Here is a 23,234-nt window from a genome sequence, read left to right as displayed (position 1 = left end):
GAAGATTCCGAACTGGGTCAATTGACCCACTTCGGCCACCCTATCGACGCATCCGCCCGAGCGCCACGGAAAGGTAGCGTTGACCGCATGTTCCACTCCTATGCGGCGATCGGCGACAGCTTCACCGAGGGCGTCGGCGATGAACTGCCCGACGGCAGCGTGCGCGGCTGGGCCGACTTCGTCGCCATGGGCCTCGCCATCGCGGCGCGCGAACCCATCGGCTACGCGAACCTCGCGATCCGCGGCCGCAAGCTCGGCCCCATCGTCGACGAGCAACTCGAGGTCGCGATCGCGCTGAAGCCCGAGGTCATCAGCTTCAACGGCGGCGGCAACGACATGCTGCGACCCCGCATGGACGAGCAGGTCACCGCCGACCGCTTCCGCCAGGCCATCAACCGCATCCGCGACGAGGGCATCCACGTGCTCATGCTGAGCGGCGCGAACCCCACCGAGCACCTCCCGCTCGGCAAGGTGTTCGATGCCCGCGGCGCACGGCTGACCACCGCGCTCATCGACCTCGCCGACGTTCCCGGCGTCACGTTCGTCGACAACTTCAACGACCGCGGCCTCCGCGACATCCGCTACTGGTCGGCCGACAAACTGCACCTGAACTCGCTCGGCCACGCGCGCGTCGCGAGCAACGTGCTCACCGCGATCGGCGTGCCCGTGCCCGACGAGTGGGGCGTGGCCGAGGTCGCCGCCGCACCCGCCGGCCTGCGCAGCCGCAACACGGCCGCCTACTACCGCGAGTTCGTGCTGCCGTGGATCGGCCGCCGCCTCACGGGCCGCTCGTCGGGCGACGGCCGCACGGCCAAGCGCGCCACGCTCGAACCGCTCACGCCCGACTCCGCGCACTGACGCGTCGAACGCTCGCGGGCGCCACAAGCCGATGAGGTTCGGATGCCGCGGGCGGGCCGATCCGTGTGGACGCCCGCCCGCGGCATCCGCTCGCCCGATGCTGCGGAGCGATCAGTCACCCTCGCGCACCGCCTGCACGAACCCGGCGACGTGCTCGCGCAACGCCTCGATGCGCTGGAGCCGCGCGGCCTCGACGTCGAATCCGAGGTAGGCCACCGGAGGCAGGCGCCGCACGTTGCGCGAGCACTCGAAGCCCGCGCACGCGAGGGTGCCGACCGTGTCGCCGTTGCGACCCGCCGCGCCCGAACGCTTGGCCGTGTAGAACACGACGTCGTTCGGCAGGGTCACGTCCTCGCACCACGAGCACTGCGGGCGCGTGCGGATGCGGCCCTCGGCCTGGCGCAGCATGATGCCGACCGGGCCGCTCTCGGTCTCGATCACGGCGTAGCCGACCTTCGGCAGCTTGGGGTCGCGCCAGCAGAGCACGTCGAACGCGTCCCACTGGAGCGTCGCGAAGTCGGCGGGCAGGGTCACCGCGGCGCGTTCGCGCTGCGAGGCGTTGATGAGGGAGGCGCGGATGCGCGCGCCGTCGATGGGGAGCATGGTGATGAGTCCTTCGTCGTGCCGGGTCGTTCATGCCACCCGACGTGATGGTTCGGTTCCGTATGGAGATGCCCGGCGCGGAGAGCGGCTCAGGCGGTCGATCGCGCCGAGGCGCGGGTGTTCACGGGCGCGACGGCCCTCTCCTGCCGGCTTCGAGAACGCCGACGACCTCCAGACGCCCGACGGGCATGGAGCACGGAAGAACGGTCTGACTCACAAGGGGCGAGTGTACACAGCGAGCCTGCGCGGGCGATGGGTGCGCTACCGGCGCATCGACCACTCGAGTGCGGTCGAGTCCGCGGTCCACGCGAACTCGACGCCGTCGCCCGGCCCGACGCCGACCGGACGCACGAGGTCGTACAACTGCTCGTACCGCACGACCTGGCGGATGCCGGTGCGCGCGAAGTCCGCCTCGGCCACGCACGTGGTGCCCGACCCGTACCAGTTCTCGCGCTGCAGCGTCATGCAGACGTCGTTCCGGTCGCGGAACACCCAGGCGTCGTAGCCGACCTCGGTGCCGATGAACCGCACCGAGGCGAGCGACTCGGGCGTCAGGATCTCGTTCTCACCCGGCATCATCGCCTGCGACGGATCCGGCGCGCGATCGAAGACCTCGAGGCCCCTCGGAGGCTCGGCGAGCGCTCGCATCGGACCGAGCAGGGCCACGACGCCGATCGCGGCCACCGCGCCGAAGAGCAGCGTGCGGCGACGCGCGCCGCTCCGGGCGCCGCGCCGTCTCGAACCGTCGGCCGCGTCGACGTCGGGCATCCCGGCTTCGGTCGCCCCGGCGTCGGCCGCCCGCGCGTCGGTCGCCCGCCCACGCCCCCCGCTCGCCCATTCGGCCCCGTCGGCGAGGTCGGCCTGCTCCAGCACGTCGAGGAGCGTGAGCTCGCCGGTCGACCGGTCGCCGGCGGGCGGGCCGGCGCCGGGCGAGCCCTGATCGGTCGGATCCGTGCCCGGCAGATCGGCGCCGGCCCGACCGGCAGCGACCCCGGCCGTCGGCGTCGACGACGGACCCTCCGCTCGCTCGGCCGCGATCGACCGTGCAAGCTCCGCCTCCGCCGCCTCGAGCTCCGCGACGGCATCGCTCAGGTGCCCGTCGGGCGTGCCGTAGACGAGGCGTCGAAGCGCCGCCACGCGGCCCTCGAGGTCGGAACGATCGGATGACGTCATCGTCGGCCGGCTCCCAGCGGCTCCGTCAGCCGGTCTCGACCACGTTCGCGACGAACGCTCGCGTGCGACGGGCGAGCCCGTCGATGCTCTCGAGCTCGCGCAGGCTCGGCATGACCTCGGAGGGTGCGGCCGGTCGCCCGAGGCGCACGGTGTCCTGGCAGGCGAGGTCGCTGCACATGTAGATGCCGACGCTGTCGCCGCGCTCGCCGGCAGCGCCGGCGCGGCGGGCCGACACCATCGCGACCTGGTCGGCCGGCTGCTGCGTGTGGCACAGGTTGCAGATCGCCGCGCGGTGGTGCGATCCGTTCGGCGAGGGCGCGCGCAGCACGACGCCGACCGGCTCGCCGTCGAGCTCGGTCACGAGGTAGCCGCGGCCCGGGATCCGCGGATCGCGCCACGCGAACGCGTCGAGGTGCGCCCACTCGGTCACGAAGAACGACACCGGCAGCGTGAGTTGCGCGAGCTCGGCCGTCGACGCGTTGCGCAGCGCGTCGCGCACCTCGGCCTCGGTCAACGCCTGCATGGGTCCCCCGTGATTCCTCGAACCCGTCCAGTCTACGAACGCGGGCGGCCCACGGGGCAGGTCGGGTCAGCCGATCGTGCCGACGACTGCCTGCACGCGCTCCCGGAGCGTCGTCGAGATCGGCGACGAACCGGCATCCTGCGCCGCGGCATCCTGACCCGCCTCGCTCGCGACCCAGTCGAGGTACGCGCCGACGAGTTCGCCGGTGTTCGCGTCGGTGTACCCGCGGCACGCGATCAGGTAGCTCACCAGCACGAGCGGGTACGCCCCCTCGGCATCCGTGGCCCGGTCGATGTCGATCACGAGGTCGTCGTCGGCGCGGCCGGCCTGCATGGGCGAGACATCGAGGATCGCGGCGGCCGCCTCGGGCGTGGGTGCGACGAACGCGTCGCCGACCTGGAGCTGCGCGACCCCCATGTCGGTCGCGCGCGAGGCGTCGAGGTAGCCGATGACGTCGACGCCGTCGCGGATCACCGAGGCGACGCCCGAGCTGCCCTGCGCGGCCTCGCCCTCGTACGGGAACGTGCCCGACGGCTCGTCGGGCCATTCGGCGGGCGCGGCCTCGTGCAGGAAATCGGTGAAGTTCTCGGTCGTGCCCGAGTCGTCGGATCGGTGCACGGCCGTGATGCGGGAATCGGGCAGGGCGGCGTCGGGATTCAGGGCGACGAGCGCGGGGTCGTTCCAGCGGTCGATGTCGCCGCTGAAGATCCGGGCGACGGATGCCGCGTCGAGGCGCAGTTCATCGACCCCCTCGATGTTGAACGCGAGCGCGATGGGCGACACGTAGAGCGGCAGGTCGACCGCGCCGGCACCGGCCGCGCACCGACCGACGTCACCCTCGGTCTGCTCGGGTTCGAGGGCCGCATCGCTGCCCGCGAACGCGACGGCGCCGATGAGGAACTGGTCGCGTCCGGCGCCCGAGCCGGCGGGGTCGTAGTTGACGGTCGCACTGCCGTTCGCGGTCTGGAAGCCGGCGATCCAGACGTCCTGCGCCGCGGCCTGCGCCGACGAGCCTGCGCCGTCGATCGTGCCCGAGAGCGCACTCGACTGCTGGTCGCGCTCGTTCGCGGCGCAGCCGCTCAGCAGGGTCAGGGCGGCGAGCACGCCGAGCCCTCCGGTGATCTTCGCCGCACGCATACCGTCATCGTATTGATGCCCGGCTGGGAAGTCGCGGGCGCGCGCCGGGCCGGCGCCGGGGGCGGTCGAAGCGCGCCGGGCCGGAGCCGGGGCGGTCGAGGTGCGGGCGGTCGGGGGCGGTCGGGGGGCGCGTCAGTCGAACGAGACGCGCGGGCGGTCGTCGGCCACCGGGCACCAGCCCTCGGGGCTGCGCGCGTACTCGAACGCGGGGCCGTCGACGACGAGCTGTGCGAGCGCGGCCACGAAGCGGTCGACGTCGTCGATCGTGGAGCCGGCGCCGAGGCTCGCCCGGAGCCCGTTGGAGCGCGACGAGACGCGGTCGAAGAACGGGTGCGCGCAGAAGCGCCCGGCCCGCACCGAGATGCCGTGCTCGGCGCCGAGCGCGGCGGCCAGGAGGCCGACGGAGCCGTGGTCGAGTTCGACGGTCGCGATGGCGAGCCGGTCGGTCGCGTCCTCGAATCCACGGATCACGCGCACGCCGGGCAGCGATGCGAGTCCGTCGTGCAGTCGCGCGGTGAGGCCGGCCTCGTGCGCCTCGCGCTCGGCATCGCCGAGACGCTCGAGTTCGACGAGCGCGCGGGCGAGGGCCGCGATGCCGACGACGTTCGGCGTGCCCGCCTCGTGGCGGTCGGAGCCGGTCTTCCACTCGACCTGCTCGATGGCCACGTTCTCGACCGCGCCGCCGCCCGCGAGGAACGGCGGTGCGGTGTCGAGCCAGTCGCCGCGTCCGATGAGCGCGCCGGCGCCGAACGGCGCGTACGCCTTGTGCCCCGAGAACGCGAGGTAGTCGAGGTCGGATGCCGCGAGGTCGACGCGGCGGTGCGGCAGGAGTTGTGCGGCGTCGACCGCGATGCGGGCACCGTGCGCGTGCGCGATGCGAGCGAGGTCGGCGAGCGGCAGCACCTCGCCCGTGACGTTGGAGGCTCCGGTCACCGAGAGCAGCGCGGCCGGGCGCGAGGCGAGCTCGGCCTCGAGCGCGACGAGCGTCTCGGCGATGCTCGGGCGCGCGACGACGACGCGCCGGTCGCGCCACGGCAGCAGGTTCGCGTGGTGCTCGATGTCGAGCACCACGACCTCGCCGGGCACCGCGGTGGCGAGCAGGTTCAGGGCCTCGGTCGTGTTCCGCGTGAAGACCACGAGGTCGCCGTCGCGCGCGCCGACGTGGCGGGCGACGCTCACGCGGGCGTCTTCGACGAGCGCGGTCGCGGCCTGCGACGGGTACCCGCTGCCGCGGTGCACGCTGGAGTAGTAGGGCAGCACGCGCGCGACGTGAGCCGCGACGGACTGCAGCGCCGGGGCGGATGCCGCGACGTCGAGGTTCACGTGCCGCACCGTCGCGCCGCCGAGCACGGGCACCTCGAGGCCGGCGTCGGTGAGCGGCGCGAGCGGCGAGGCACCGGCGGCGGTCGGGCCGCCGGGGATCGGGCCGGCCGCGGCATCCGTGCGCACCGCTTCGCGCACCTCGGTGCGGGCGACGGTCTCGATCACGGATGCTCCTCGTTGCTGGTCAGGCGTCGAACCTACGACCGGGGCGGCAGGGCCGACAACCATGCGGCGTCGCACGTGGTCACGGGGTGCAACATTCGGTCACGATTCGCGCGTGCGGGGTGGGTCTCGAGACGGCGCTGGCGCGCCTCCTCGACCGGCGAGCCCCCCGCCGGCGAACCTCACGCCGGTCGAGGAGCGAAGCGTCTCGAGACCAGCGCCACCGCACGACGCATGCCGAGACCCACCCACGCCGGTCGAGGAGCGAAGCGTCTCGAGACCAGCGCCGCCGCACGACTGCACGCCGTCAGATGTGAGCGCCCGCGTAGCTCGGCCGCGCGAAGCTGCTCTCGGGCCGTTCGAGCCCGAGGTGCTCGCGCAGGGTCTCGCCCTCGTAGGCCGGCGGCAGCACGCCGCGACGCACGAGCTCGGGCGCGACGAGCGAGGTGAACGCCTCGAACTGCGAGGGCTGCACCGCCGAGAGCACGTTGAAGCCGTCGACCGCTCCGGCCTCGCCCCAGGTCTCGAACTCGCCCGCGATGTCGGCGGCCGTGCCCACGATGATCGGGGCGTTCACGGCCGCGGCGACGACGAGGTGCCGCAGGGTCGGCGGGCGCGTGCCGCCCGGCGTGCGTCCGGTGCGCTCGGCGACGATCTCGACGAGCTGCTGCCCGGCGGCGCCGAACTGCTCAGCGACCGACGGGGTCACCGCGAGGTCGGGCGAGCGGCCCGCGAGGTCGACGCCCACGAGCGTCGACAGGCTCGCGAGTGAGCGCGACGCGGGGAACCCGGGCGGCGGGCCGTCGGGCCAGTCCTCGACGAGCTGCATGAGCTCCGAGAGCTCGTCGGCGAGCTGCTGCGCGTCGGCGCGCGTCTCGCCGACGATCGGCAGCACGGGCGCGATGACCTTGAGGGTTCGGTCGTCGCGTCCGGACTCGAACGCGAGGGCGCGCAGCTCCTCGCGCACCGACACCGCGTGGGCGAGGTCGTTCGCCGCCACGAGCGCGAGGTCGGCGCTCTGCGCGGCGATGAGCTGCGAACGCGGCGATCCGCCCGAGCGCACGATCGGTAGGTGACCCTGCACCGGTCGCAGCACGTTCAGCGGCCCCGCCGAGCGCACGTGCTCGCCGCGGAAGCCGGTCTCGTGCAGGCTGCCGGGTGCGAGGAAGCGGCCCGACGCGGCATCCGCCACGATCGCGTCGTCGTCGAAGGAGTCCCAGAGCCGGCGCAGCACCGCCTCGAACTCGACCGCCCGGTCGTACCGGGTCGGGTTCACGCGCTCGAAGTCGACGCCGTGGTTCAGCGCCGCACGCGGATCGGCCGAGGTGACGAGGTTGAGGCCCGCACGCCCGCCCGAGAGCAGGTCGATCGAGGCCGTCGCCCGCGCGACCGGATACGGGTCGGCGTAGGTCGAGTCGACCGTCGCGATGAGGCCGATGCGGTCGGTCACGGCGGCGAGGTGCGAGATCGTCGAGAGCGGGTCGATGCGTGCGACGAGGTACGGGTCGCGGTGCTCGAGGTCGTGCCCGGTCGCGAGCCAGTCGCCGAAGAAGAGGTAGTCGAGCCGGGCCTGCTCGGCCAGGCGCGCGGTCAGGCGCAGCACGCCGGCGTCGTTGCGAGGGTCGCGGTGCGCGCCCGGGTATCGCCAGCCCGACGGGTAGGCGCCGATCGCGCGCACCATCGCGCCGATGATGAGTCGGGTCATCGTCGTTCCCCCCGTGGCGGTGTCGTGTTCGGCATGGCTCGACGCTAGGTGGGGGCGGCGGATGTCGCGAGCGCCGTCCGACGCGCTCGGTAAGGGGGCGCAACAGGCCGTCGCATTCCGCCGCACGGCGACATGTCGGGCGTCCTCCGAGTCGCCTGATGACGCGGCGGCGCAGGAATCCCGGTGTTGCGTCGGAATCCGCGGGCGACGGGATTCCCTCGCAACAACGGGATTCCTGCGGGTCGGCCGGTCGCTCAGGCGAGCCGGAGCAGGCGCTCCGTGACGCGGACCGAGAACGTGAGCGCGTCGACCGGGATGTGCTCGTCGGCCGTGTGGAACTGGCCGAACACGTCGAAGTCGTCGGGCACGCGCAGCGGCACGAAGCCGTACCCGGCGATGCCGAGCCGCGACAGGTGCTTGTTGTCGGTGCTCGCGGGCAGCAGGTACGGCACGACGAGTCCCTCGGGGTCGTCGGCCTCGATCGCCCGCTGCATGGCCGCGACGATCGGCGCGTCGACGGGTGACGCGATCGGGGCGATCCACCGGCTCACCTCGAGCTCGACGTCGGGGCCGACGACGGCGCGCAGCTCGTCGATGAACGTCTCCTCGTGCCCCGGGAGCACCCGCAGGTCGAGGCTCGCCGTGGCGACGCCCGGGATCACGTTCGTCTTGGATCCGGCCTCGAGCACGGTCGGCGACGCCGTGTCGCGGGCGCCGGCCCCGAGGAGCGACCCCGTGAAGCCGAGCTCGGCGAGCTCGGCCTCGACGTCGGCCGCGGCAGCCGCGAACGCGAGACCGCGCGCCTCGCCGAAGCGCTGCAGGAACGTCTCGAGCGCGGGCGTGCGCGTGAACGGGAACTGGTGGTCGCCGATCGCGGCGACCGCGCGAGCGACGCGCACCACGGGATTGTCGGAGGTCGGGCGCGAGCCGTGCCCGGGGCGTCCGCGCGCCGTGACGCGCGCCACGGCGACGCCCTTCTCGGCCGTGGCCACGAGGTAGGCGCGCCGATGCCGACCGGGTGCGCCCGCGGCATCCGGAGCCCGCGAAGCCGACGCAGCCGGGATCGGCACCGAGAACCCGCCGACCTCGCTGAGCGCCTCGGTGGCGCCCGCGAACAGGTCGGGCCGGTGCTCGACGAGCCACTTGGCTCCCCAGACACCGCCCGCCTCCTCGTCGGCGAAGAACGCGAAGACGAGGTCACGCTGCGGCACGAAGCCCTCGCGAACGAAGGCGCGGGCGACCGCGACGAGCACGCCCGCGAAGTTCTTCATGTCGACCGCACCGCGCCCGTAGAGCAGGCCGTCGTGGATCTCGGCGCCGAACGGCGGGTACCGCCAGTCCTGCCCGTCGACGGGCACGACGTCGAGGTGGGCGTGCACGACGAGAGCACCCCGCTCGGGCTCGCCCCCGTCGGGGCCTGCGCCCCGCAGCCGGGCCACGACGTTGCCGCGGCCCGGCGTGGACTCGATGAACTCGCTCTCGAGGCCGACCTCGGCGAGCGCCGCGTGCACGAGCCGGGCGGCCCGCGCCTCACCGTCGCCGATGGTGCGCGGGTCGCCCGTGTTGACGCTGTCGATGCGGATCAGCTCGCGGATGTAGCGCAGCGCCTCGCGCTCGAGCAGCGACCCGCCGACCTGCGACCCGCCGCCCTGCGCACCCAATGTCTCGCTCACCGTCCCAGTCAACAGCGTCTCGCCCATCAGTGCTCGCCCGACATCAGCGCAACGCCTTCAGGATGTCGGGCGTGTGCTCCTTGGAGACCTTGGTGTACGTGCGGTCGGATGCCTCGGAGTAGCCGCTCACTCGGCGTCCTCCCATGCGCCGACGAGCGAGTCGAGGCGCGAGTCGGCGCCGAGGCTCACGCCGTGCACGGTCGGCAGCGTGCCGAGGATCGAGGTGAGTTCGTGCACGGGCACCTGGTGCACCTGCTCGGCGATACGGGCCTGCGCCTCGGCGAGCACCTCGTCGCGGGCGTCGGCGTCGGCGAGGGTGGCCTGCTTCAGCAGCAGCGCCTCGAGCTCGGGGTCGTCGAGGTGCAGGCGGTTGCTCGCGGCCGTCGAGTACGTGGTGCGCAGCACGTCGCCGTCGGCGCGGGAGAGGTTCTGCCACGACAGGTCGAAGTCGCCGGCCTCCTGGATCTTCAGGAACTCGGGAACGCTGCCGCCGACGAGCTCGATCGTGATGCCGACGTCCTTCAGTTGCTGCTGGATGAGCTCGAGCGAGGTCTGGTTCGGGCCGAAGTTCGTGATCCACGCGAGCTTCAGGCTGAGCGGCTGGCCGTCCTTCGAGCGGGTGCCGTCGGCGCCCTCGGTCCAGCCGGCCTCGTCGAGCAGGTCGGCTGCGGCCTCGGGGTCGTACTCGAACGCGTCGCCCTGGTCGGCGAAGCCGGGGGTGGTCTTCGCGAGCGAGCTCGTGGCCACGGCGAAGAGGTCGTTCAGGGCGGTGTCGCGCACGACCTCGGGGTCGATGGCGGCGGCGATCGCCTGGCGCACGGCGAGGTCGGAGACGACCGGGCGCGACTCGTTGAAGTAGACGCCGAAGGTCGCGCCGGGGTTGCCGCGGTACACGAGCGGGAAGCCGGCGTCGTCGATGGTCTGCACGTCGTTCGGCTGCACGCCGCCGATGACGTCGACCTGCTCGCTGGTCAGGCTGCCGGTGCGCACGCTCGCCTCTGGCACGACCTGGAACACGACCTCGTCGAGGTGCGCGGCGCCGTCGTTGCCGAGGGCCTCGGGCGCCCACGCGTAGTCGTCGCGGGCCTCGAGCACGGTCTCGACGTCCTTCGTGTACTCGCCGAGCGTGAACGCGCCGGTGCCGACGATGGCCTTGCCGTCGGCGCGCTGGTCGTACGGCGTCGCGACGGTCGCGGCGCCCACGATGCCGAGGGCGACGCTCGCGGTCGAGTTCGGGAACGCGGCGTTCGGGGTGGCGAAGTGCACCTCGACCGTGTGCTCGTCGACGGCGACGGTCTCGTCGTAGCCGATGAGCAGTGCGGAGGCCTGGCTCGCGGCGCCCGCGGCGATGATGTCGTCGAACGTGGCCTTGACGTCGGCCGCGGTCAGCGGCGTGCCGTCGGAGAAGGTCACGTCGTCGCGCAGCGTGAACGTGAAGACGGTCGCGTCGTCGTTGCCCGACCAGTCGCTCGCGAGCCACGGCTCGAGGCGGCCGGTCTCGGGGTTCTGGTAGAGCAGCGAGTCGACGAGCTGACGCGTCACGTAGAGCGTGTCGTTGCCCGAGCCCGTGCCGGACGGGTTCAGCGAGACGGGGTCGTTGGCGATCGCGAAGGCGAGCGAGCCGCCGTCGACGACGGTCGCGGTGGGCTCGCCCGAGTCGGCCGACTGGGCGTCGGCGCAGCCCGCGAGGGCGAAGACGGTCGTCGTCGCGACAGCCGCGACGACGAAGCGTGTGGTGGTGCGCATGTGCTTCTCCTGGTGTGTTCGGTGTGCTGGTCAGGTGGTGCGGGTGGTCTGGTGGTCTGTGGTGCGGGTTCAGGTGGTTCGGGTTCCGGATGCCGCGGGCTGCGGTTCGTGATCCGGTGACGGATGCCGCGGGCGGGCGTCAGCCGCGGGCGGCGCGCCCCGGGATCGCGTCGAGGAGTTCCTGCGTGTACGCCTCGCGCGGGTCGCGGAAGAGCCGCGAGGTCTCCCCCGCCTCGACGATGCGGCCGTCGCGCAGCACGATCACGTCGTGCGCGATGCGCCGCACGACGGCGAGGTCGTGCGAGATGAACAGGTAGCTCACCCCGAACTCGCCCTGGATCTCGGTGAGGAGCGTCAGGATCTGGTCCTGGATCGACACGTCGAGCGCCGAGACGGGCTCGTCGAGCACGACGAGGTCGGGCGCGAGGGCGAGCGCCCTGGCGATCGCGACGCGCTGGCGCTGGCCGCCCGAGAGCTCGGCCGGCTTGCGGTCGATCGTGCCGGCGGGCAGCGCGACGACGTCGAGCAGTTCTTCGACGCGTCGCCGTCGTTCGGCGCGCGTGCCGACGCCGAACGCCTCGAGCGGGTCGGAGACGATGCGGCCGATCGGCAGGCGCGGGTTGAGCGACGCGTACGGGTTCTGGTGCACGAGCTGCGCGCGCCTGCGGAACCGCCGCACGGCGCCGGAGCCGAGCCCTCCGAGGTCGACGCCGTCGAACTCGACGCTGCCCGAGGTCGCCTCGGCGAGTCGCAGCACGAGGCGCGCGGTCGTCGACTTGCCGGACCCCGATTCGCCGACGAGGGCGAGCGTGCGGCCGCGCGGGATCGCGAAGCTCACGCCGTCGACCGCCCGGTGCACGCCGCCGCCCGCCGCGCGCGGCACCGGGAACTCCTTCACGAGGTCGTGGGCGACCACGAGCGGGCCGGATGCCGCGGCGAGCGCCTGCCCCGAAGCCCGCGCCTGCCCCGAAGCTCCAGTCGCGCCCGAGACATCCGCCGACCCCGCGGCATCCGTCACCCGAGCCTGCTCGGCGAACGGCGCGTCGAGGTCGAGGCTCGGCGCCGCCGCGATGAGTGCGCGCGTGTAGGGGTGCGAGGGCGATCCGAGCACCTCGGCGGGCGTGCCCTGTTCGACGACCTCGCCCTGCGACATGACGACGATGCGGTCGGCGCGGTCGGCCGCGACGCCGAGGTCGTGCGTGATGAGCAGCACGGCCGTGCCGAGCTCGTGCTTGAGCTGGTCGATGCGGTCGAGGATCTGCCGCTGCACGGTGACGTCGAGGGCGCTCGTCGGCTCGTCGGCGATCACGAGCGCGGGCCGGGCGATGAGCGCGATCGCGATGAGCACGCGCTGGCGCATGCCGCCCGAGAGCTCGTGCGGGTACTGCTGCGCCTGCCGCTCGGGGTCGGGCAGGCCGGCCTCGGCGAGCGCGTCGATCGCACGGGCGGCCGCCGTGCGCCGGTCGGCCAGCCCGTGGATCTCGAGCACCTCGGCGACCTGGCGGCCGATGCGCTGCACGGGGTTGAGGCTCACGGTCGGGTCCTGCGGCACGAAGCCGATGGCGCGTCCGCGGAGGCCGCGCAGCTCGACGCGCGAGATCTTCGTGACATCGCGGCCCTCGAACCGCACGGTGCCGGCCGCGATCGACGCCGTCGACGGCAGCAGTTGCACGACGGCGTGCGCGGTCGTCGACTTGCCGGAGCCCGACTCGCCGACGATCGCGACGGTCTCGCCCGCGTGCACGACGAGGCTCGCGTCGCGCACGGCGGCGATCGTGCCGCCGGCCGTGCGGTAGCTCACGGCGAGGTTCGTGATCTCGAGGAGGGGCGTGCGGTCGTGGGCCGCAGGCGCGGGAGCGGCGTCGGGCGGAGCGGCGTCGGAGGTGCGGTCGTTCTCGGCGCTCATCGCGTGCGCCTCCCTTCGGTGTCGAGGGCTCGCGAGAGCCGGTTGGCGGCGAGCACGGTGGCGGCGATCACGAGGCCCGGGAAGGTCGTGAGCCACCAGGCGTTCCGCAGGAAGTCGCGCCCGCCCGAGACGAGCGAGCCCCACTCGGGCGCGGGCGGCGGGGCGCCGTAGCCGAGGAAGCTCAGCGCGGAGACCGCGAGGATCGCCCCGGCGAACTCGAGCACCGCGAGCACGAGCACGGGCCCGGCCGAGTTCGGCAGCACGTGGCGGAACAGCACGCGGCCCCAACGGTCGCCCGATGCCCTGGCCGCATCGATGTAGACCGAGCTGCGCACCCGCAGCACCTCGGAGCGCGAGATGCGCGAGACGGTCGCGATGCTCGCGAAGCCGACCGCGACGGCGACGTTGATCGTGCCGAAGCCGAGCGCGGTGATGATCGCGAGCGAGAGCAGCAGCGCGGGGATCGCGAGCAGCACGTCGGCCAGGCGCATGACGGCCTCGTCGACGAACCGGCCGATGAAGCCCGCGAGCAGGCCGAGCAGGGTGCCGACCACGAGGCCGACGGCGACTGCGATGCCCGCGGCCGTGAGGGTGAGCGCCGTGCCGTGCACGACGCGCGTGTAGAGGTCGCGGCCGAGCTGGTCGGTGCCGAACCAGTGCGCGGCCGACGGGCCCTGCAGTCGATCGGCCGGCACGCCATCGAGGGGGTCGCCGGGCGCGAGGATCCAGGGCGCGATCGCGGCGATCACGACGAGCGCGAGCCACACGATCGCGATGAGCAGGGTGGGCCGGGCGAGCACGCGTCCGATGCCGCGACCGGCCCTGAGAGCTGCGTCGGCCGAGCGGCTGCGCACCGCGTCGGCGAAGCGTGCGTCGGCGGTCGCCGCGAAGACGTCCTCGGACTGCTCGTGCCGTTCGGGCACGAGGGCGGTCGTGTCGCTCATGCGGGCTCCCCCTGGGTCGTTGCGGCGGCCGAGACGGCGGTGGCGGATGCCGCGGGCGCGGGTCGTGCGCCGGATGCCGGTGCGGCGGCGGGCCGGGCGGCGGCCGGCCGGGCGGCGGCCGGCCCGGCAGCGGCCCGAGCAGCACGCTCCCCGGCACCGCGACGCGGCGACCGCGCGCCGGTGACGATGCGCGGATCGAGCAGCGGCGCCACGAGGTCGACGGCGAGGTTGGCGAGCACGAACGCGATCGCGGCGACGAGCACGACGCCCTGCACGACCGGCACGTCCTGCTGCTGCACGGCGCCCGCGGTGACGCGCCCGATGCCGGGCCGCGAGAACACGGTCTCGGTCACGACCGTGCCCGAGAGCAGTTGGCCGACGATGAGGCCCGTCACGGTGAGGGCGGGCAGCGCCGCGTTCTTCAGCGCGTGGCCGAGGTGCACGCGGGCGCGGCTGGCGCCCTTCGCCCACGCCGTGTCGACGTAGGGCTCGCGGAGCGTGTTCGAGAGGCTCTTCGAGAGCAGCTGCGCGATCGTGGCGCCCGTCGGCAGGGCGAGCGTGATCGCCGGCAGCACGAGCGAGATGAAGCCGCGGTCGCCCACGGCCGGGAAGATCGGCACCGTGAACGAGAACCACTGGATGAGCATGAGCCCGAACCAGAACGCGGGCACGGCGACGCCGAGCGGCGGGAGGCCGAGCAGCACGTCGGCCAGCCACCGGTGCCGCGTGTAGTTGGCGGCGATCGAGATCCCGACGCCCGCGACGACTGCGATCACGAGGGCGAACGACGCGATCGCGATGGTCGGCGGCAGCGCCTCGCCGATGATCTCGGTCACCGGTCGGCCGGTGACGATCGAGGTGCCGAGGTCGCCGCGCAGCACGGCGGCGAGCTGGTCGAGGTACTGCACGATGAGGGGGCGGTCGAGGCCAAGCTCCGCGCGCAGGGCGTCGAGCTGCGCAGGCGTGATGTCGGTCGCATCCGCGCCGGCCAGCAGGGTCACGGGGTCGCCGGGCAGCGCGTAGAGCACGAGGAACGACACCGTGTACGCGGCCCACAGCACGCCGACGGCCTGCAGCAGCCGCAGCAGCACGTACCTGAACATCAGGCGGCCTCCGTGCTCGCATCGGCAACGACGGCACCGGATGCCGCGGCGCGCGCTGCGGCATCCGTCACCGTCTCCGTCTGCGCACCGACCGCACCCGCGCCACCCGCCCAGCCCAGCTCGGGCGCGATGAGCCGGGCGACGTCGTCGAGGATCTGGCGGTAGTCGTCGACCGAGAACTCGTAGGGCAGCTCGAGCCGCAGGTCGGTCGCGGCGGAGACCACGGGGTCGGCGGCGAGCTGCTCGAGGATCTCCTCGGCCGTGCCGACGAGGTCGGGCGCGAACTGGGTGAGGCGTTCGCCGTGCGCGATGCCCGTGCGCTCCACGCGGCTCGCGCGGTACTCGGAGTACCTCGCGCGGGTGGCGCGGTCGGCGCCGTCGGTCGGCACGATGACCCGGCCGAGCGCGACGCGCGGCGAGCCGGCGCCCCGGTACGCGTCGCGGTAGCGGGCGAGCACGTCGGCCTGCGTCGCGGCGAACGCGGCCGGCCCGCCCTCGACGACCGGTCCGCCCGAGACGATGTTGCCGGTCAGGAGGCCGAGTCCGCGTTCGGCGGCCCACTCGGCCGACCGGGCCGAGCCCGCGCCGATCCAGATCCGGTCGCGCAGCCCGGCGGCGTAGGGCTGCAGGCGCGGCCGCTGCACGTTGCCCGGTGAGTGGATGACCGTGTCGGCGTCGCCGAGGAACTCGCCCGAGAGGTTCTCGAGCAGCCGATCGACCCTGGCGTGCGAGAAGTCCTGCTCGCTCCAGTCGCCGTCGAACACGCGCTCGCCGATGAGCTCGACATGCGGCGGGCGGCCCGCGCTCACGCCGACCTCGAGCCGGCCACCCGAGAGCACGTCGGCCGTCGAGAGGTCCTCGGCGAGCCGGAACGGGCTCTCGTAGCCGATCGGGATCACGCCGATGCCGAGCCGGATGCGGCTCGTGCGCTGCGAGGCCGCGGCGAGGAACACGGGCGCCGACGACACCCCGTGCTCGAGGTGCCGCTGACGCACCCAGGCTCCGTCGTACCCCAGGCGCTCGCCGTGCTCGAACAGGGCGAGGGTGTCCTCGAGGCCCTGCTCGGGGCGGGCGTCGTCGTAGTTGCCGGGGGTCAGGAACGCGATGGTCGAAAGGGTGGTCATGCCGCCACTGTCGCCTGCTCCACGGGCACCGCAAAGCCGTGTCGCGAAGCGTGACCGAAGGTGGCGTCGGGTGTCGCCGCGCGACGGATCGTGACGGTGGGCCGCCCGCCGGTTGTGACCGCGTATGACCCGTCGCCGCGGCATCCGATGAAGCCGTATGACCTTCGACTTCACCCCGTGACGCACCGCCTTGCGGGCTGTGCCGGGTCGCGCGGAAGGTGAATCGCATGACTCGACGACCCACCATCGCCGTCGCCCTCGACGGGGCCGGCTGGCACCCCGCCGCCTGGCGCGACCCGTCGGCCCGACCGGCCGAACTCTTCACCGCCCGGTACTGGCGCGACCTCGCGCAGTTCGCCGAGCGCGCCGACGTCGACCTCGTCACCTTCGAGGACGCGCTCGGCCTGCAGTCCTCGACGCTGTGGTCGACCGACGAGCGCACCGACCAGGTGCGCGGCCGTCTCGACGCCCTGCTCATCGCCTCGTTCGTCGCCCCCGTGACCCAGCGCATCGGCCTCGTGCCGACCGTGACGACGACGCACACCGAACCCTTCCACGTCGCGACCGGGCTGCAGACCCTCGACATCGCGAGCCGCGGCCGTGCCGGATGGCGCGCCCAGATCTCTGGTTCGCCGCATGAGGCGGCCCACTTCGGCCGGCGCACGGTGCCGAACGTCGACATCGAGGCGCTGCTCGCCGGCGACTCCGAGCAGATCCGCGCCGGGCTCGATGAGGCCCGCGAGGTCGTCGAGGTGGTGCGCCGCCTCTGGGACAGCTGGGAGGCCGACGCGATCATCCGCGACGCCTCGACCGGCCGCTTCATCGACCGCGAGCGCATCCACGGCGCCGAGTACGAGGGCGAGCACTTCTCGATCGCGGGCGCCTCGATCGTGCCGCGCTCGCCGCAGGGCCAGCCCCTCGTCGCCGTGCTCGGGCACCAGACGATCCCCTACGAGCTCGCCGCGACGAGCGCCGACCTCGTGTTCATCACGCCGCTCGACGAGGCCCAGTCGGTGTCGATCCTCGGCGAGGTGCGCGACGCCGAGGTGCGCACGGGTCGCACCGGTCGTCCGCTCTCGGTGCTCGCCGAGGTCGTCGTCGTGCTCGAGTCGACGCCGGCCGCCGCACGCGCCGCGCTCGAACGGCTCGACGAGCAGAACGGCTCGCCACTGACATCCGACGCCCTGATCTTCACCGGCACGCCCGAGCAGCTCCTCGAGCGCATCGACGCCTGGACCGCCCTCGGGTACGACGGCGTGCGCATCCGCCCCGCCCGCCTGCCGCGCGACCTCGAGCAGCTGGCCGACTGGGTGCTGCCCGCACTCGGGCGATCGGATGCCGCGGGCACGACCCTGCGCGAGCGGCTCGGCTTCGAGCTGCCCGAGAACCGGTACACCGCCGCGGCTGCCGCCGCCGGCGCCGCACGACAGAACGGGGAGGCCGCCTGATGGCCGACGCCAAGCGCCAGGTGCACCTGGCCGCCCACTTCCCGGGCGTGAACAACACGACCCTCTGGGCCGACCCGCTGCACCGCAGCCAGATCGACTTCTCGGCCTTCGAGCACTTCGGCCGCACGGCCGAGCGCGGCCGCTTCGACTACGTGTTCCTCGCCGAGGGCCTGCGCCTGCGCGAGCACAAGGGACAGCTGCACGAGCTCGACGTCGTCGGCCGCCCGAACACGCTCGCCGTGCTCACCGCGCTCGCTGCGGTGACCGAGCACATCGGACTCGTCGGCACGCTGAACGCCACGTTCAACGAGCCGTACGAGCTCGCCAGGCAGCTCTCGACGCTCGACCACCTCTCCGGGGGCCGCGCCGGCTGGAACGTCGTGACGAGCTCCGACGCGTTCCACGGCGCGAACTTCCGCCGCGGCGGGTTCCTCGACCACGGCGACCGCTACCACCGCGCCAACGAGTTCGTGAGCCTCGCGAAGGAGCTCTGGGACAGCTGGACGGCCGACGCGATCGTCGCCGACCGCGCCACCGGGCGGTTCCTCGCCGAAGACGCCGCCGACGCCGGGGCGTTCGCGCACCGCGGCGCGCAGTTCGACGTGCGCGGCCGCTTCGCGACCCCGGCGAGCCCGCAGCGCTACCCCGTCATCGTGCAGGCCGGCGACTCGGCCGACGGCCGTGACTTCGCATCGGAGCACGCCGAGGTGATCTTCTCCCGGCACAGCGCCTTCGACGAGGCGCGCACGTTCTACGCCGACGTCAAGGGCCGCCTCGCCGGCTGGGGCCGCACCGAGGACTCGCTGAAGATCCTGCCCGCCGTCACGTTCGCGATCGGCGACACGCAGGCCGAGGCCGAAGAGGTCGCCCGCGAGGTCTCGCTCGCCCAGGTGACGCGGCGCAACGCGATCACGGTGCTCGAGCAGCTCTGGGGCACCGACCTCACCTCGTACGACGCCGACGGCCCGCTGCCCGCGTTCGATCCGGGCGAGGGCCCCGCCGACACCGTCTCGGGCAAGATCACGAAGGGCTGGGCGCCGCGCTTCCCGAACGCCGTGCAGATCGCGCAGGCCTGGCGCGCGCAGTCCGAGGCCGAGGGGCTCTCGATCCGCGAGCTCGTGATCAAGGTCGCCGGGCGCCAGTCGTTCATCGGCACGCCGTCGCACGTCGCCTCCGAGCTCGACCGGTACGTGCAGGAGCGCGCGACCGACGGCTTCGTCGTCGTCGGCACGACCTCGCCGCACGGCCTCGACGCCTTCGTCGACCGGGTCGTGCCCGAGCTGCAGGAGCGCGGCGTGTACCGCACCGAGTACGAGCCCGGCGCGACGCTGCGGCAGAACCTCGAGCTGCCCGAGCCCGGCGCCCGCGTGGCGGCCGTGCGCGACGCCGAGGAGGAGGTGCGTCGTGTCGGCTGAGCCGCGTGACGCCGCCGCCACCGCCGCCGGTCGAGGAGCGCAGCGTCTCGAGACCAGCGCCACGGGCAACACGCCCGCCACCCCCGCCCGCCGCGTGCCCCTCGCCGTGCTCGATCTCGTGCCGATCGCCGAGGGCTCGACTGCCGGCGAGGCGCTGCACCGCTCGATCGACCTCGCCCGACAGGCCGAGGCCGCGGGCTACGCGCGCTACTGGCTCGCCGAGCACCATCTCAACCCGGGCGTCGCGGGCGCCGCGCCGCACACGTTCCTCGGCATCGTCGCGGCGTCGACCGAGCGCATCCGCGTCGGCACCGCGGCGACGATCCTCGGCAATTACGAGCCGATCCAGGTCGCCGAGGCGTTCGGCACGGTCGCGGCGCTCTGGCCCGACCGCGTCGACCTGGGCCTCGGCCGCAGCGGACTCCCGCCGGCCAAGGCGCACGCGCCGGTCGCCGACGGCGGCCAGGGACATCCGGATGCCGTACCCGCGGCCCCACCCCTGCCCGCGGTCCCGGTCGCAGACGAGGCTCCGGCCGAGCCCGCACCGCCCGCGCCGAACGAGGTGATCGATGGGCTCGTGATTCCGCCGCAGCGCCCGTTCCGGTTCGACCGCGCGCGGTTCGCGCTCCAGGCGCGGCTGCTCGGGCGCACGGTGGGTGATGCCGACCGCTTCGCCGACGACGTCGACGCCCTGCGCGCCTTCTTCGCCGGGCCCGTGCGCTTCGCCGACGACAGCCGACCCGACGGCGTGACCGTGCAGGCGCAGCCCGCGACGGGCACCCCCGTCGAGCTCTGGGTGCACGGCTCCAGCGCGGGCGAGAGCGCGCGCCTGGCCGGTCGCCTCGGCCTGCGGTTCGGCGCGAACTACCACGTCGCCCCGAGCGGCGTGCTCGCGGCCGTCGCCGAGTACCGGGCGCACTTCTTTCCGTCGGCCGAGCTCGAGGCACCGCACACGATCGTGTCGGTCGACGTGGTCGTCGCCGAGACGGATGCCGAGGCCCAGCGCCTCGCTCGCGGCTACGCGGAGTGGGTGCTCTCGATCCGCGAGGGTCAGGGGGCCGTGCCCTACCCTCGGCCCGAGCACGCGACGCCCGACGCCGAGCTGTCGAGCATCGAGCTCGACGCCGTGCAGGATCGCCTCGACACCCGCTTCGTCGGCTCGGCCGCGACCGTCGTCGCGCACCTCGAGACGTTGCAGCGCGCCACGGGCGCCGACGAACTGCTCGTGACGACGATCACGCACGACCACGAGGCGCGCGTGGCGTCGTACCGCCTGCTCGCCGCGGCGTGGGGCGACGTGGCGGCGCCGGCCGGGGGCGAGGATCGGACCGCCGAGCGGGCCGTGTCCGAGCTCGCGGGTGCCGCGGTCGGGGCGTGACCGCCGCGACGCACGGCCTGCGGATCGGTGCCCGGCCCACGACGCCGAGCACCCTGCACCTGGACGCCGTCGCCCGCGAGGCCGAACGCCTCGCGGGCGCGGCTCCGCCCATCTCGTCGCCGTACGTCGGCGCCCCGCCCGAGCTGCGCGCCGCCCTCGCGGCTGCCGTCGACGGGCTGGCGCCCACGCTCGGCGGCCTGTCGGCGCACCTGTTCGCGCTCGCCGAGCCCGGGTTCGCCGAGGTGAAGAGCGCGGCGGCCATCGTCGAGACGCTCGAGGCCCGCGGCATCCGCTCGGAGCTCGACGTCTTCGGCCTGCCGACCGCGTTCGTCGCCGAGCTGCCCGCAGCGCCCGCCGCGCCCGACACCGACGGCGCCCCCACCAGCCCCACCGTCGCCCTCCTCGCCGAGTACGACGCCCTGCCGGGGGTCGGCCATGCCTGCGGCCACAACCTCATCGCCGCGGCATCCGTCGGCGCGTTCCTCGCCCTCGCCGAGGCGAGGCGGCAGGACCCCGCGAGCGTGCCCGGCCGCGTGCTGCTCATCGGCACGCCCGCCGAGGAGGGCGGCAACGGCAAGGAGCTGCTCGCCCGCGCCGGCGCGTTCGACGACATCGACATCGCCGTCATGGCGCACCCGTTCGGCGCCGACCTCGCCGACCCCGACTTCATCGGTCGGCGCATCGTGCGCATCGTCTATCACGGGGTCGCCGCGCACGCCGCGGCCGCACCGTTCCAGGGCCGCAACGCGCTCGACGCGGCGGCCCTCAACTACCAGGCGGTCGGCCTGCTGCGGCAGCACCTGCCGCCGGGCGACCGCATCCACGGCGTCTTCGTCGACGGCGGCGCCCGCCCGAACGTCGTGCCCGAGCGCGCCGAGCTGGAGTACTACGTGCGCTCGCACGAGATCCCGACCCTGCGCGAGCTCTCGGCACGCGTCGACGACATCGCCAACGGCATCGCCCTCGCGACCGGCACGGGCGTCGAGGTCACGTGGGATCCTCAGCCGTTCAGCCTGCCGATCCGCCACAACGGGCCGCTCGCCGAGCGGTGGGCGCTCGCGCAGGCCGAGCGCGGCCGCAGGGTGCTGCGCGCCGCCGATGCACCGGGCGCGCAGGCCGCGTCGACCGACTTCGGCAACATCAGCCAGCGCCTGCCCGGCATCCACCCGGTCATCGCGATCGCGCCGCCCGAGATCGCGCTGCACACGCGCGAGTTCGCCGAGTACGCGGGCTCCCCCGCGTCGATCGAGGCGGTGACGGATGCCGCGTACGGCCTCGCGGCGACCGTCGCCGACGTGCTGGCCGACGCCGACCTGCTGGCCGCCGTGCTGGCCGACGCCGACCTGCTGGCCGCCGTGCGAGACGACTTCGCGGCGGCGGGCGGCGCGGTCGACGTCGAGCGCACCTTCGCGTGGGCGGCGCAGCGATGAGCACCGCCGCGTGAGGGCGCGAACAGGCGGGCGCACCGGCCACCGCACCAGCGAGCCGGTGACTCGGTGAGCCGGCGCAGGCGCGTGCGGCACGCGACATCCGCCCCCCATAGGGATCGCACGTCGGGGCGGGTGCTCGCGCTCGGCGTCTCGACGGGGTTCGTGACGATCATCGACCAGTCGGCGTTCGCGTTCGCCGTGCCCGGCCTGCGCGACGACCTCGGCGCCGATGCCGCGCAGGTGCAGTGGCTCGTCGCGGGATACTCGCTCGCGTTCGGGGCCGCCCTGCTGCCCGGCGGGCGCCTCGGTGACGTGTTCGGCCGCCGGGTGCCGTACCTCGTCGGGCTGCTGCTCTTCGCACTCGGCGGGCTGTTCGCCGCGAGTGCCGCCGACGCGAACGTGGCGATCGTCGCGCGGCTCGTGCAGGGCCTCGGCGCCGGACTCGTGAACCCGCAGGTGCTCGGCTACTTCCAGGACCTCTTCACGGGGCCCGCGCGGGCGAAGGCGCTCGGCGCCTACACGGTCTCGGCCTCGGTCGCGGGGCTCGTCTCGCCGCCCGTCGCCGGCTGGATCCTCGCCGCTGCGAGCCCCGGCCTCGGCTGGCGGTTCGTGGTGCTGCTCTCAGTGCCCGTGGCACTCGCCCTGTTCGTCGTCGGACTCGCAGTGCTGCCCTCGGCGCCCCGAACGCCCGCAGAGCTCCACCGCCGCGCCGGCGGCCTCGACCTCGTCGGCCTCTCACTGCTCATGGCGGTGATCCTCGCGCTCATGCTGCCGGTCACCGCCGGGGTGCCGGGCGGTCCGCTGTGGCTCATCGTCGCCGGGTTCGCGGGGCTCGCCTTCGCCGGTTGGGAGCGCCGCGTGGCAAGCCTCGGCAGATCGCCCGTGCTCGACCCCGCGCTCATGCGCTCGCGCGGCTTCATGCTCGGCACCGGCGTCGCCACCCTCATCTTCGGTGCGGGCATCGGACTCGGCATGGTCACCACGCTCTACCTCATCGACGGACTCGGGATGTCGGCGCTCGCCGCCGCGCTCCTGCTCGCGCCGCGCGCGCTCGGCATGGCCATCGGCAGCATGCAGTCCTGGCGCGTCGCAACCCGGTTCGGACGCCGCGGCATCACGTTCGTGCTCGCCGCGGGCGCCGTCGCGGTCGCCGTCGAGGCCGCGCTCGTGGCGACCGGCCAGGAGGTCCTGGTGCTCATCGCCCTCGTCGGCGTCGGAACGGTGCACGGCGTGCTCTCCGGACTCACGATCCCCTCGAACCAGACGCTCACACTCGAGCACGCGCCGCCTGAGGCCGCGGGCGTCGGCGCGGGCGTACTCGCCCTCGCCCAGCGCCTCGCCGGAGCCGTGTGCCTCGCGGTCGGCATCGGCCTCTTCCTGGCCGGGTCGACGCCCACCGCGGGCTTCGCGACGGCGGCCGCGGTGTTCGCCGCCCTCTCGGCCGCGGCGGTCGCGATCTCGGCGTTCGACCGCTCGGTCGTGCGCGTCTCCTGACCTCGCGGCGGCCCGTCGGAGGCAGCGCGGTTACGCCCCGTGACGCCCACCCGAAACCTGCCGTCACGACCTCCGAAACCCCCTTGCGA

General features: G+C 73.9%; 18 protein-coding genes. 6 read left to right on the top strand and 12 right to left on the bottom strand.

Features of this window, described 5'->3' with window-relative positions:
- The first annotated feature begins 87 nt into the window (after positions 1–87).
- Positions 88–858 (top strand): SGNH/GDSL hydrolase family protein, encoded by a 771-nt coding sequence (locus ATC03_RS02550; RefSeq protein WP_067872753.1) that lies wholly within the window; start codon positions 88–90, stop codon positions 856–858.
- Between the two features lie 111 nt (positions 859–969).
- On the opposite strand, the gene ATC03_RS02545 is transcribed toward ATC03_RS02550, so the two are convergent.
- The 12 genes from ATC03_RS02545 to ATC03_RS02490 all read right to left on the bottom strand — a co-directional run bounded on the left by ATC03_RS02545 (position 970) and on the right by ATC03_RS02490 (position 15,980).
- Positions 970–1,461, bottom strand: coding sequence for an FBP domain-containing protein (locus ATC03_RS02545; protein ID WP_067872750.1), 492 nt, complete (start codon positions 1,459–1,461; stop codon positions 970–972).
- Between the two features lie 261 nt (positions 1,462–1,722).
- Positions 1,723–2,634 (bottom strand): hypothetical protein, encoded by a 912-nt coding sequence (locus ATC03_RS02540; RefSeq protein WP_067872747.1) that lies wholly within the window; start codon positions 2,632–2,634, stop codon positions 1,723–1,725.
- Between the two features lie 25 nt (positions 2,635–2,659).
- Complete coding sequence (locus tag ATC03_RS02535) at positions 2,660–3,157, bottom strand: FBP domain-containing protein (protein WP_067872745.1); 498 nt, start codon at positions 3,155–3,157, stop codon at positions 2,660–2,662.
- A 66-nt stretch (positions 3,158–3,223) separates the two neighbouring features.
- On the bottom strand, positions 3,224–4,294 hold the full coding sequence (locus ATC03_RS02530; protein ID WP_067872742.1) for a phosphate ABC transporter substrate-binding protein PstS: 1,071 nt from the start codon (positions 4,292–4,294) through the stop codon (positions 3,224–3,226).
- Between the two features lie 132 nt (positions 4,295–4,426).
- Positions 4,427–5,782, bottom strand: a complete 1,356-nt coding sequence (locus ATC03_RS02525; RefSeq protein ID WP_198168734.1) for an aminotransferase class V-fold PLP-dependent enzyme — start codon at positions 5,780–5,782, stop codon at positions 4,427–4,429.
- 304 nt (positions 5,783–6,086) lie between these two features.
- On the bottom strand, positions 6,087–7,484 hold the full coding sequence (locus ATC03_RS02520; protein WP_067872739.1) for an NtaA/DmoA family FMN-dependent monooxygenase: 1,398 nt from the start codon (positions 7,482–7,484) through the stop codon (positions 6,087–6,089).
- A gap of 254 nt (positions 7,485–7,738) precedes the next feature.
- Entirely contained in the window at positions 7,739–9,157 is a 1,419-nt protein-coding gene (locus ATC03_RS02515; RefSeq protein WP_227820210.1) for a M20/M25/M40 family metallo-hydrolase, read from the bottom strand.
- Positions 9,158–9,283: 126 nt separating this feature from the next.
- Complete coding sequence (locus tag ATC03_RS02510; RefSeq protein ID WP_067872733.1) at positions 9,284–10,903, bottom strand: ABC transporter substrate-binding protein; 1,620 nt, start codon at positions 10,901–10,903, stop codon at positions 9,284–9,286.
- Positions 10,904–11,042: 139 nt separating this feature from the next.
- The gene (locus ATC03_RS02505; protein ID WP_084003221.1) at positions 11,043–12,809 is read right to left on the bottom strand and encodes a dipeptide ABC transporter ATP-binding protein; all 1,767 of its coding nucleotides are present in this window, start codon (positions 12,807–12,809) and stop codon (positions 11,043–11,045) included.
- Positions 12,806–13,753 carry an ABC transporter permease gene (locus ATC03_RS02500; protein ID WP_067872730.1) on the bottom strand — a complete coding sequence of 316 codons (948 nt, stop codon included), beginning with the start codon at positions 13,751–13,753 and terminating at the stop codon, positions 12,806–12,808. Before ATC03_RS02500 ends, ATC03_RS02505 begins: the two co-directional genes overlap by 4 nt.
- Entirely contained in the window at positions 13,750–14,856 is a 1,107-nt protein-coding gene (locus ATC03_RS02495; RefSeq protein ID WP_084003220.1) for an ABC transporter permease, read from the bottom strand. The genes ATC03_RS02500 and ATC03_RS02495 overlap by 4 nt, the downstream gene beginning before the upstream one ends.
- The gene (locus tag ATC03_RS02490) at positions 14,856–15,980 is read right to left on the bottom strand and encodes an LLM class flavin-dependent oxidoreductase (RefSeq protein WP_067872728.1); all 1,125 of its coding nucleotides are present in this window, start codon (positions 15,978–15,980) and stop codon (positions 14,856–14,858) included. Before ATC03_RS02490 ends, ATC03_RS02495 begins: the two co-directional genes overlap by 1 nt.
- A gap of 227 nt (positions 15,981–16,207) precedes the next feature.
- Between ATC03_RS02490 and ATC03_RS02485 the strand changes: the two genes are divergently transcribed.
- The 5 genes from ATC03_RS02485 (at position 16,208) to ATC03_RS02465 (ending at position 23,145) form a co-directional block, all read left to right on the top strand.
- Positions 16,208–17,428, top strand: coding sequence for an LLM class flavin-dependent oxidoreductase (locus ATC03_RS02485; protein WP_067872725.1), 1,221 nt, complete (start codon positions 16,208–16,210; stop codon positions 17,426–17,428).
- Positions 17,428–18,843: an NtaA/DmoA family FMN-dependent monooxygenase gene (locus ATC03_RS02480; protein ID WP_067872722.1), complete on the top strand. Its 1,416-nt coding sequence runs from the start codon at positions 17,428–17,430 to the stop codon at positions 18,841–18,843. Before ATC03_RS02485 ends, ATC03_RS02480 begins: the two co-directional genes overlap by 1 nt.
- The gene (locus ATC03_RS02475; protein ID WP_067872720.1) at positions 18,833–20,221 is read left to right on the top strand and encodes an LLM class flavin-dependent oxidoreductase; all 1,389 of its coding nucleotides are present in this window, start codon (positions 18,833–18,835) and stop codon (positions 20,219–20,221) included. Before ATC03_RS02480 ends, ATC03_RS02475 begins: the two co-directional genes overlap by 11 nt.
- Positions 20,218–21,651: an amidohydrolase gene (locus ATC03_RS02470; RefSeq protein ID WP_227820209.1), complete on the top strand. Its 1,434-nt coding sequence runs from the start codon at positions 20,218–20,220 to the stop codon at positions 21,649–21,651. Before ATC03_RS02475 ends, ATC03_RS02470 begins: the two co-directional genes overlap by 4 nt.
- Before the next feature lie 66 nt (positions 21,652–21,717).
- The gene (locus ATC03_RS02465; RefSeq protein WP_084003218.1) at positions 21,718–23,145 is read left to right on the top strand and encodes an MFS transporter; all 1,428 of its coding nucleotides are present in this window, start codon (positions 21,718–21,720) and stop codon (positions 23,143–23,145) included.
- Positions 23,146–23,234: the final 89 nt, after the last annotated feature.

It is taken from the genome of Agromyces aureus (genome assembly GCF_001660485.1).
Classification (GTDB): Bacteria; Actinomycetota; Actinomycetes; order Actinomycetales; family Microbacteriaceae; genus Agromyces; species Agromyces aureus.
Note: the sequence above shows the minus strand (reverse complement) of the source record. Positions and strands in the feature narration are given on the sequence as shown.

Coding starts and splice junctions, on each gene's coding strand:
- ATC03_RS02535 (WP_067872745.1), bottom strand. CDS start 3,157: ATGCAGGCGTTGACCGAGGCCGAGGTGCGCGACGCGCTGCGCAACGCG.
- ATC03_RS02495 (WP_084003220.1), bottom strand. CDS start 14,856: ATGTTCAGGTACGTGCTGCTGCGGCTGCTGCAGGCCGTCGGCGTGCTG.
- ATC03_RS02480 (WP_067872722.1), top strand. CDS start 17,428: ATGGCCGACGCCAAGCGCCAGGTGCACCTGGCCGCCCACTTCCCGGGC.
- ATC03_RS02500 (WP_067872730.1), bottom strand. CDS start 13,753: ATGAGCGACACGACCGCCCTCGTGCCCGAACGGCACGAGCAGTCCGAG.
- ATC03_RS02510 (WP_067872733.1), bottom strand. CDS start 10,903: ATGCGCACCACCACACGCTTCGTCGTCGCGGCTGTCGCGACGACGACC.
- ATC03_RS02490 (WP_067872728.1), bottom strand. CDS start 15,980: ATGACCACCCTTTCGACCATCGCGTTCCTGACCCCCGGCAACTACGAC.
- ATC03_RS02530 (WP_067872742.1), bottom strand. CDS start 4,294: ATGCGTGCGGCGAAGATCACCGGAGGGCTCGGCGTGCTCGCCGCCCTG.
- ATC03_RS02485 (WP_067872725.1), top strand. CDS start 16,208: ATGACTCGACGACCCACCATCGCCGTCGCCCTCGACGGGGCCGGCTGG.
- ATC03_RS02545 (WP_067872750.1), bottom strand. CDS start 1,461: ATGCTCCCCATCGACGGCGCGCGCATCCGCGCCTCCCTCATCAACGCC.
- ATC03_RS02550 (WP_067872753.1), top strand. CDS start 88: ATGTTCCACTCCTATGCGGCGATCGGCGACAGCTTCACCGAGGGCGTC.
- ATC03_RS02520 (WP_067872739.1), bottom strand. CDS start 7,484: ATGACCCGACTCATCATCGGCGCGATGGTGCGCGCGATCGGCGCCTAC.
- ATC03_RS02505 (WP_084003221.1), bottom strand. CDS start 12,809: ATGAGCGCCGAGAACGACCGCACCTCCGACGCCGCTCCGCCCGACGCC.
- ATC03_RS02540 (WP_067872747.1), bottom strand. CDS start 2,634: ATGACGTCATCCGATCGTTCCGACCTCGAGGGCCGCGTGGCGGCGCTT.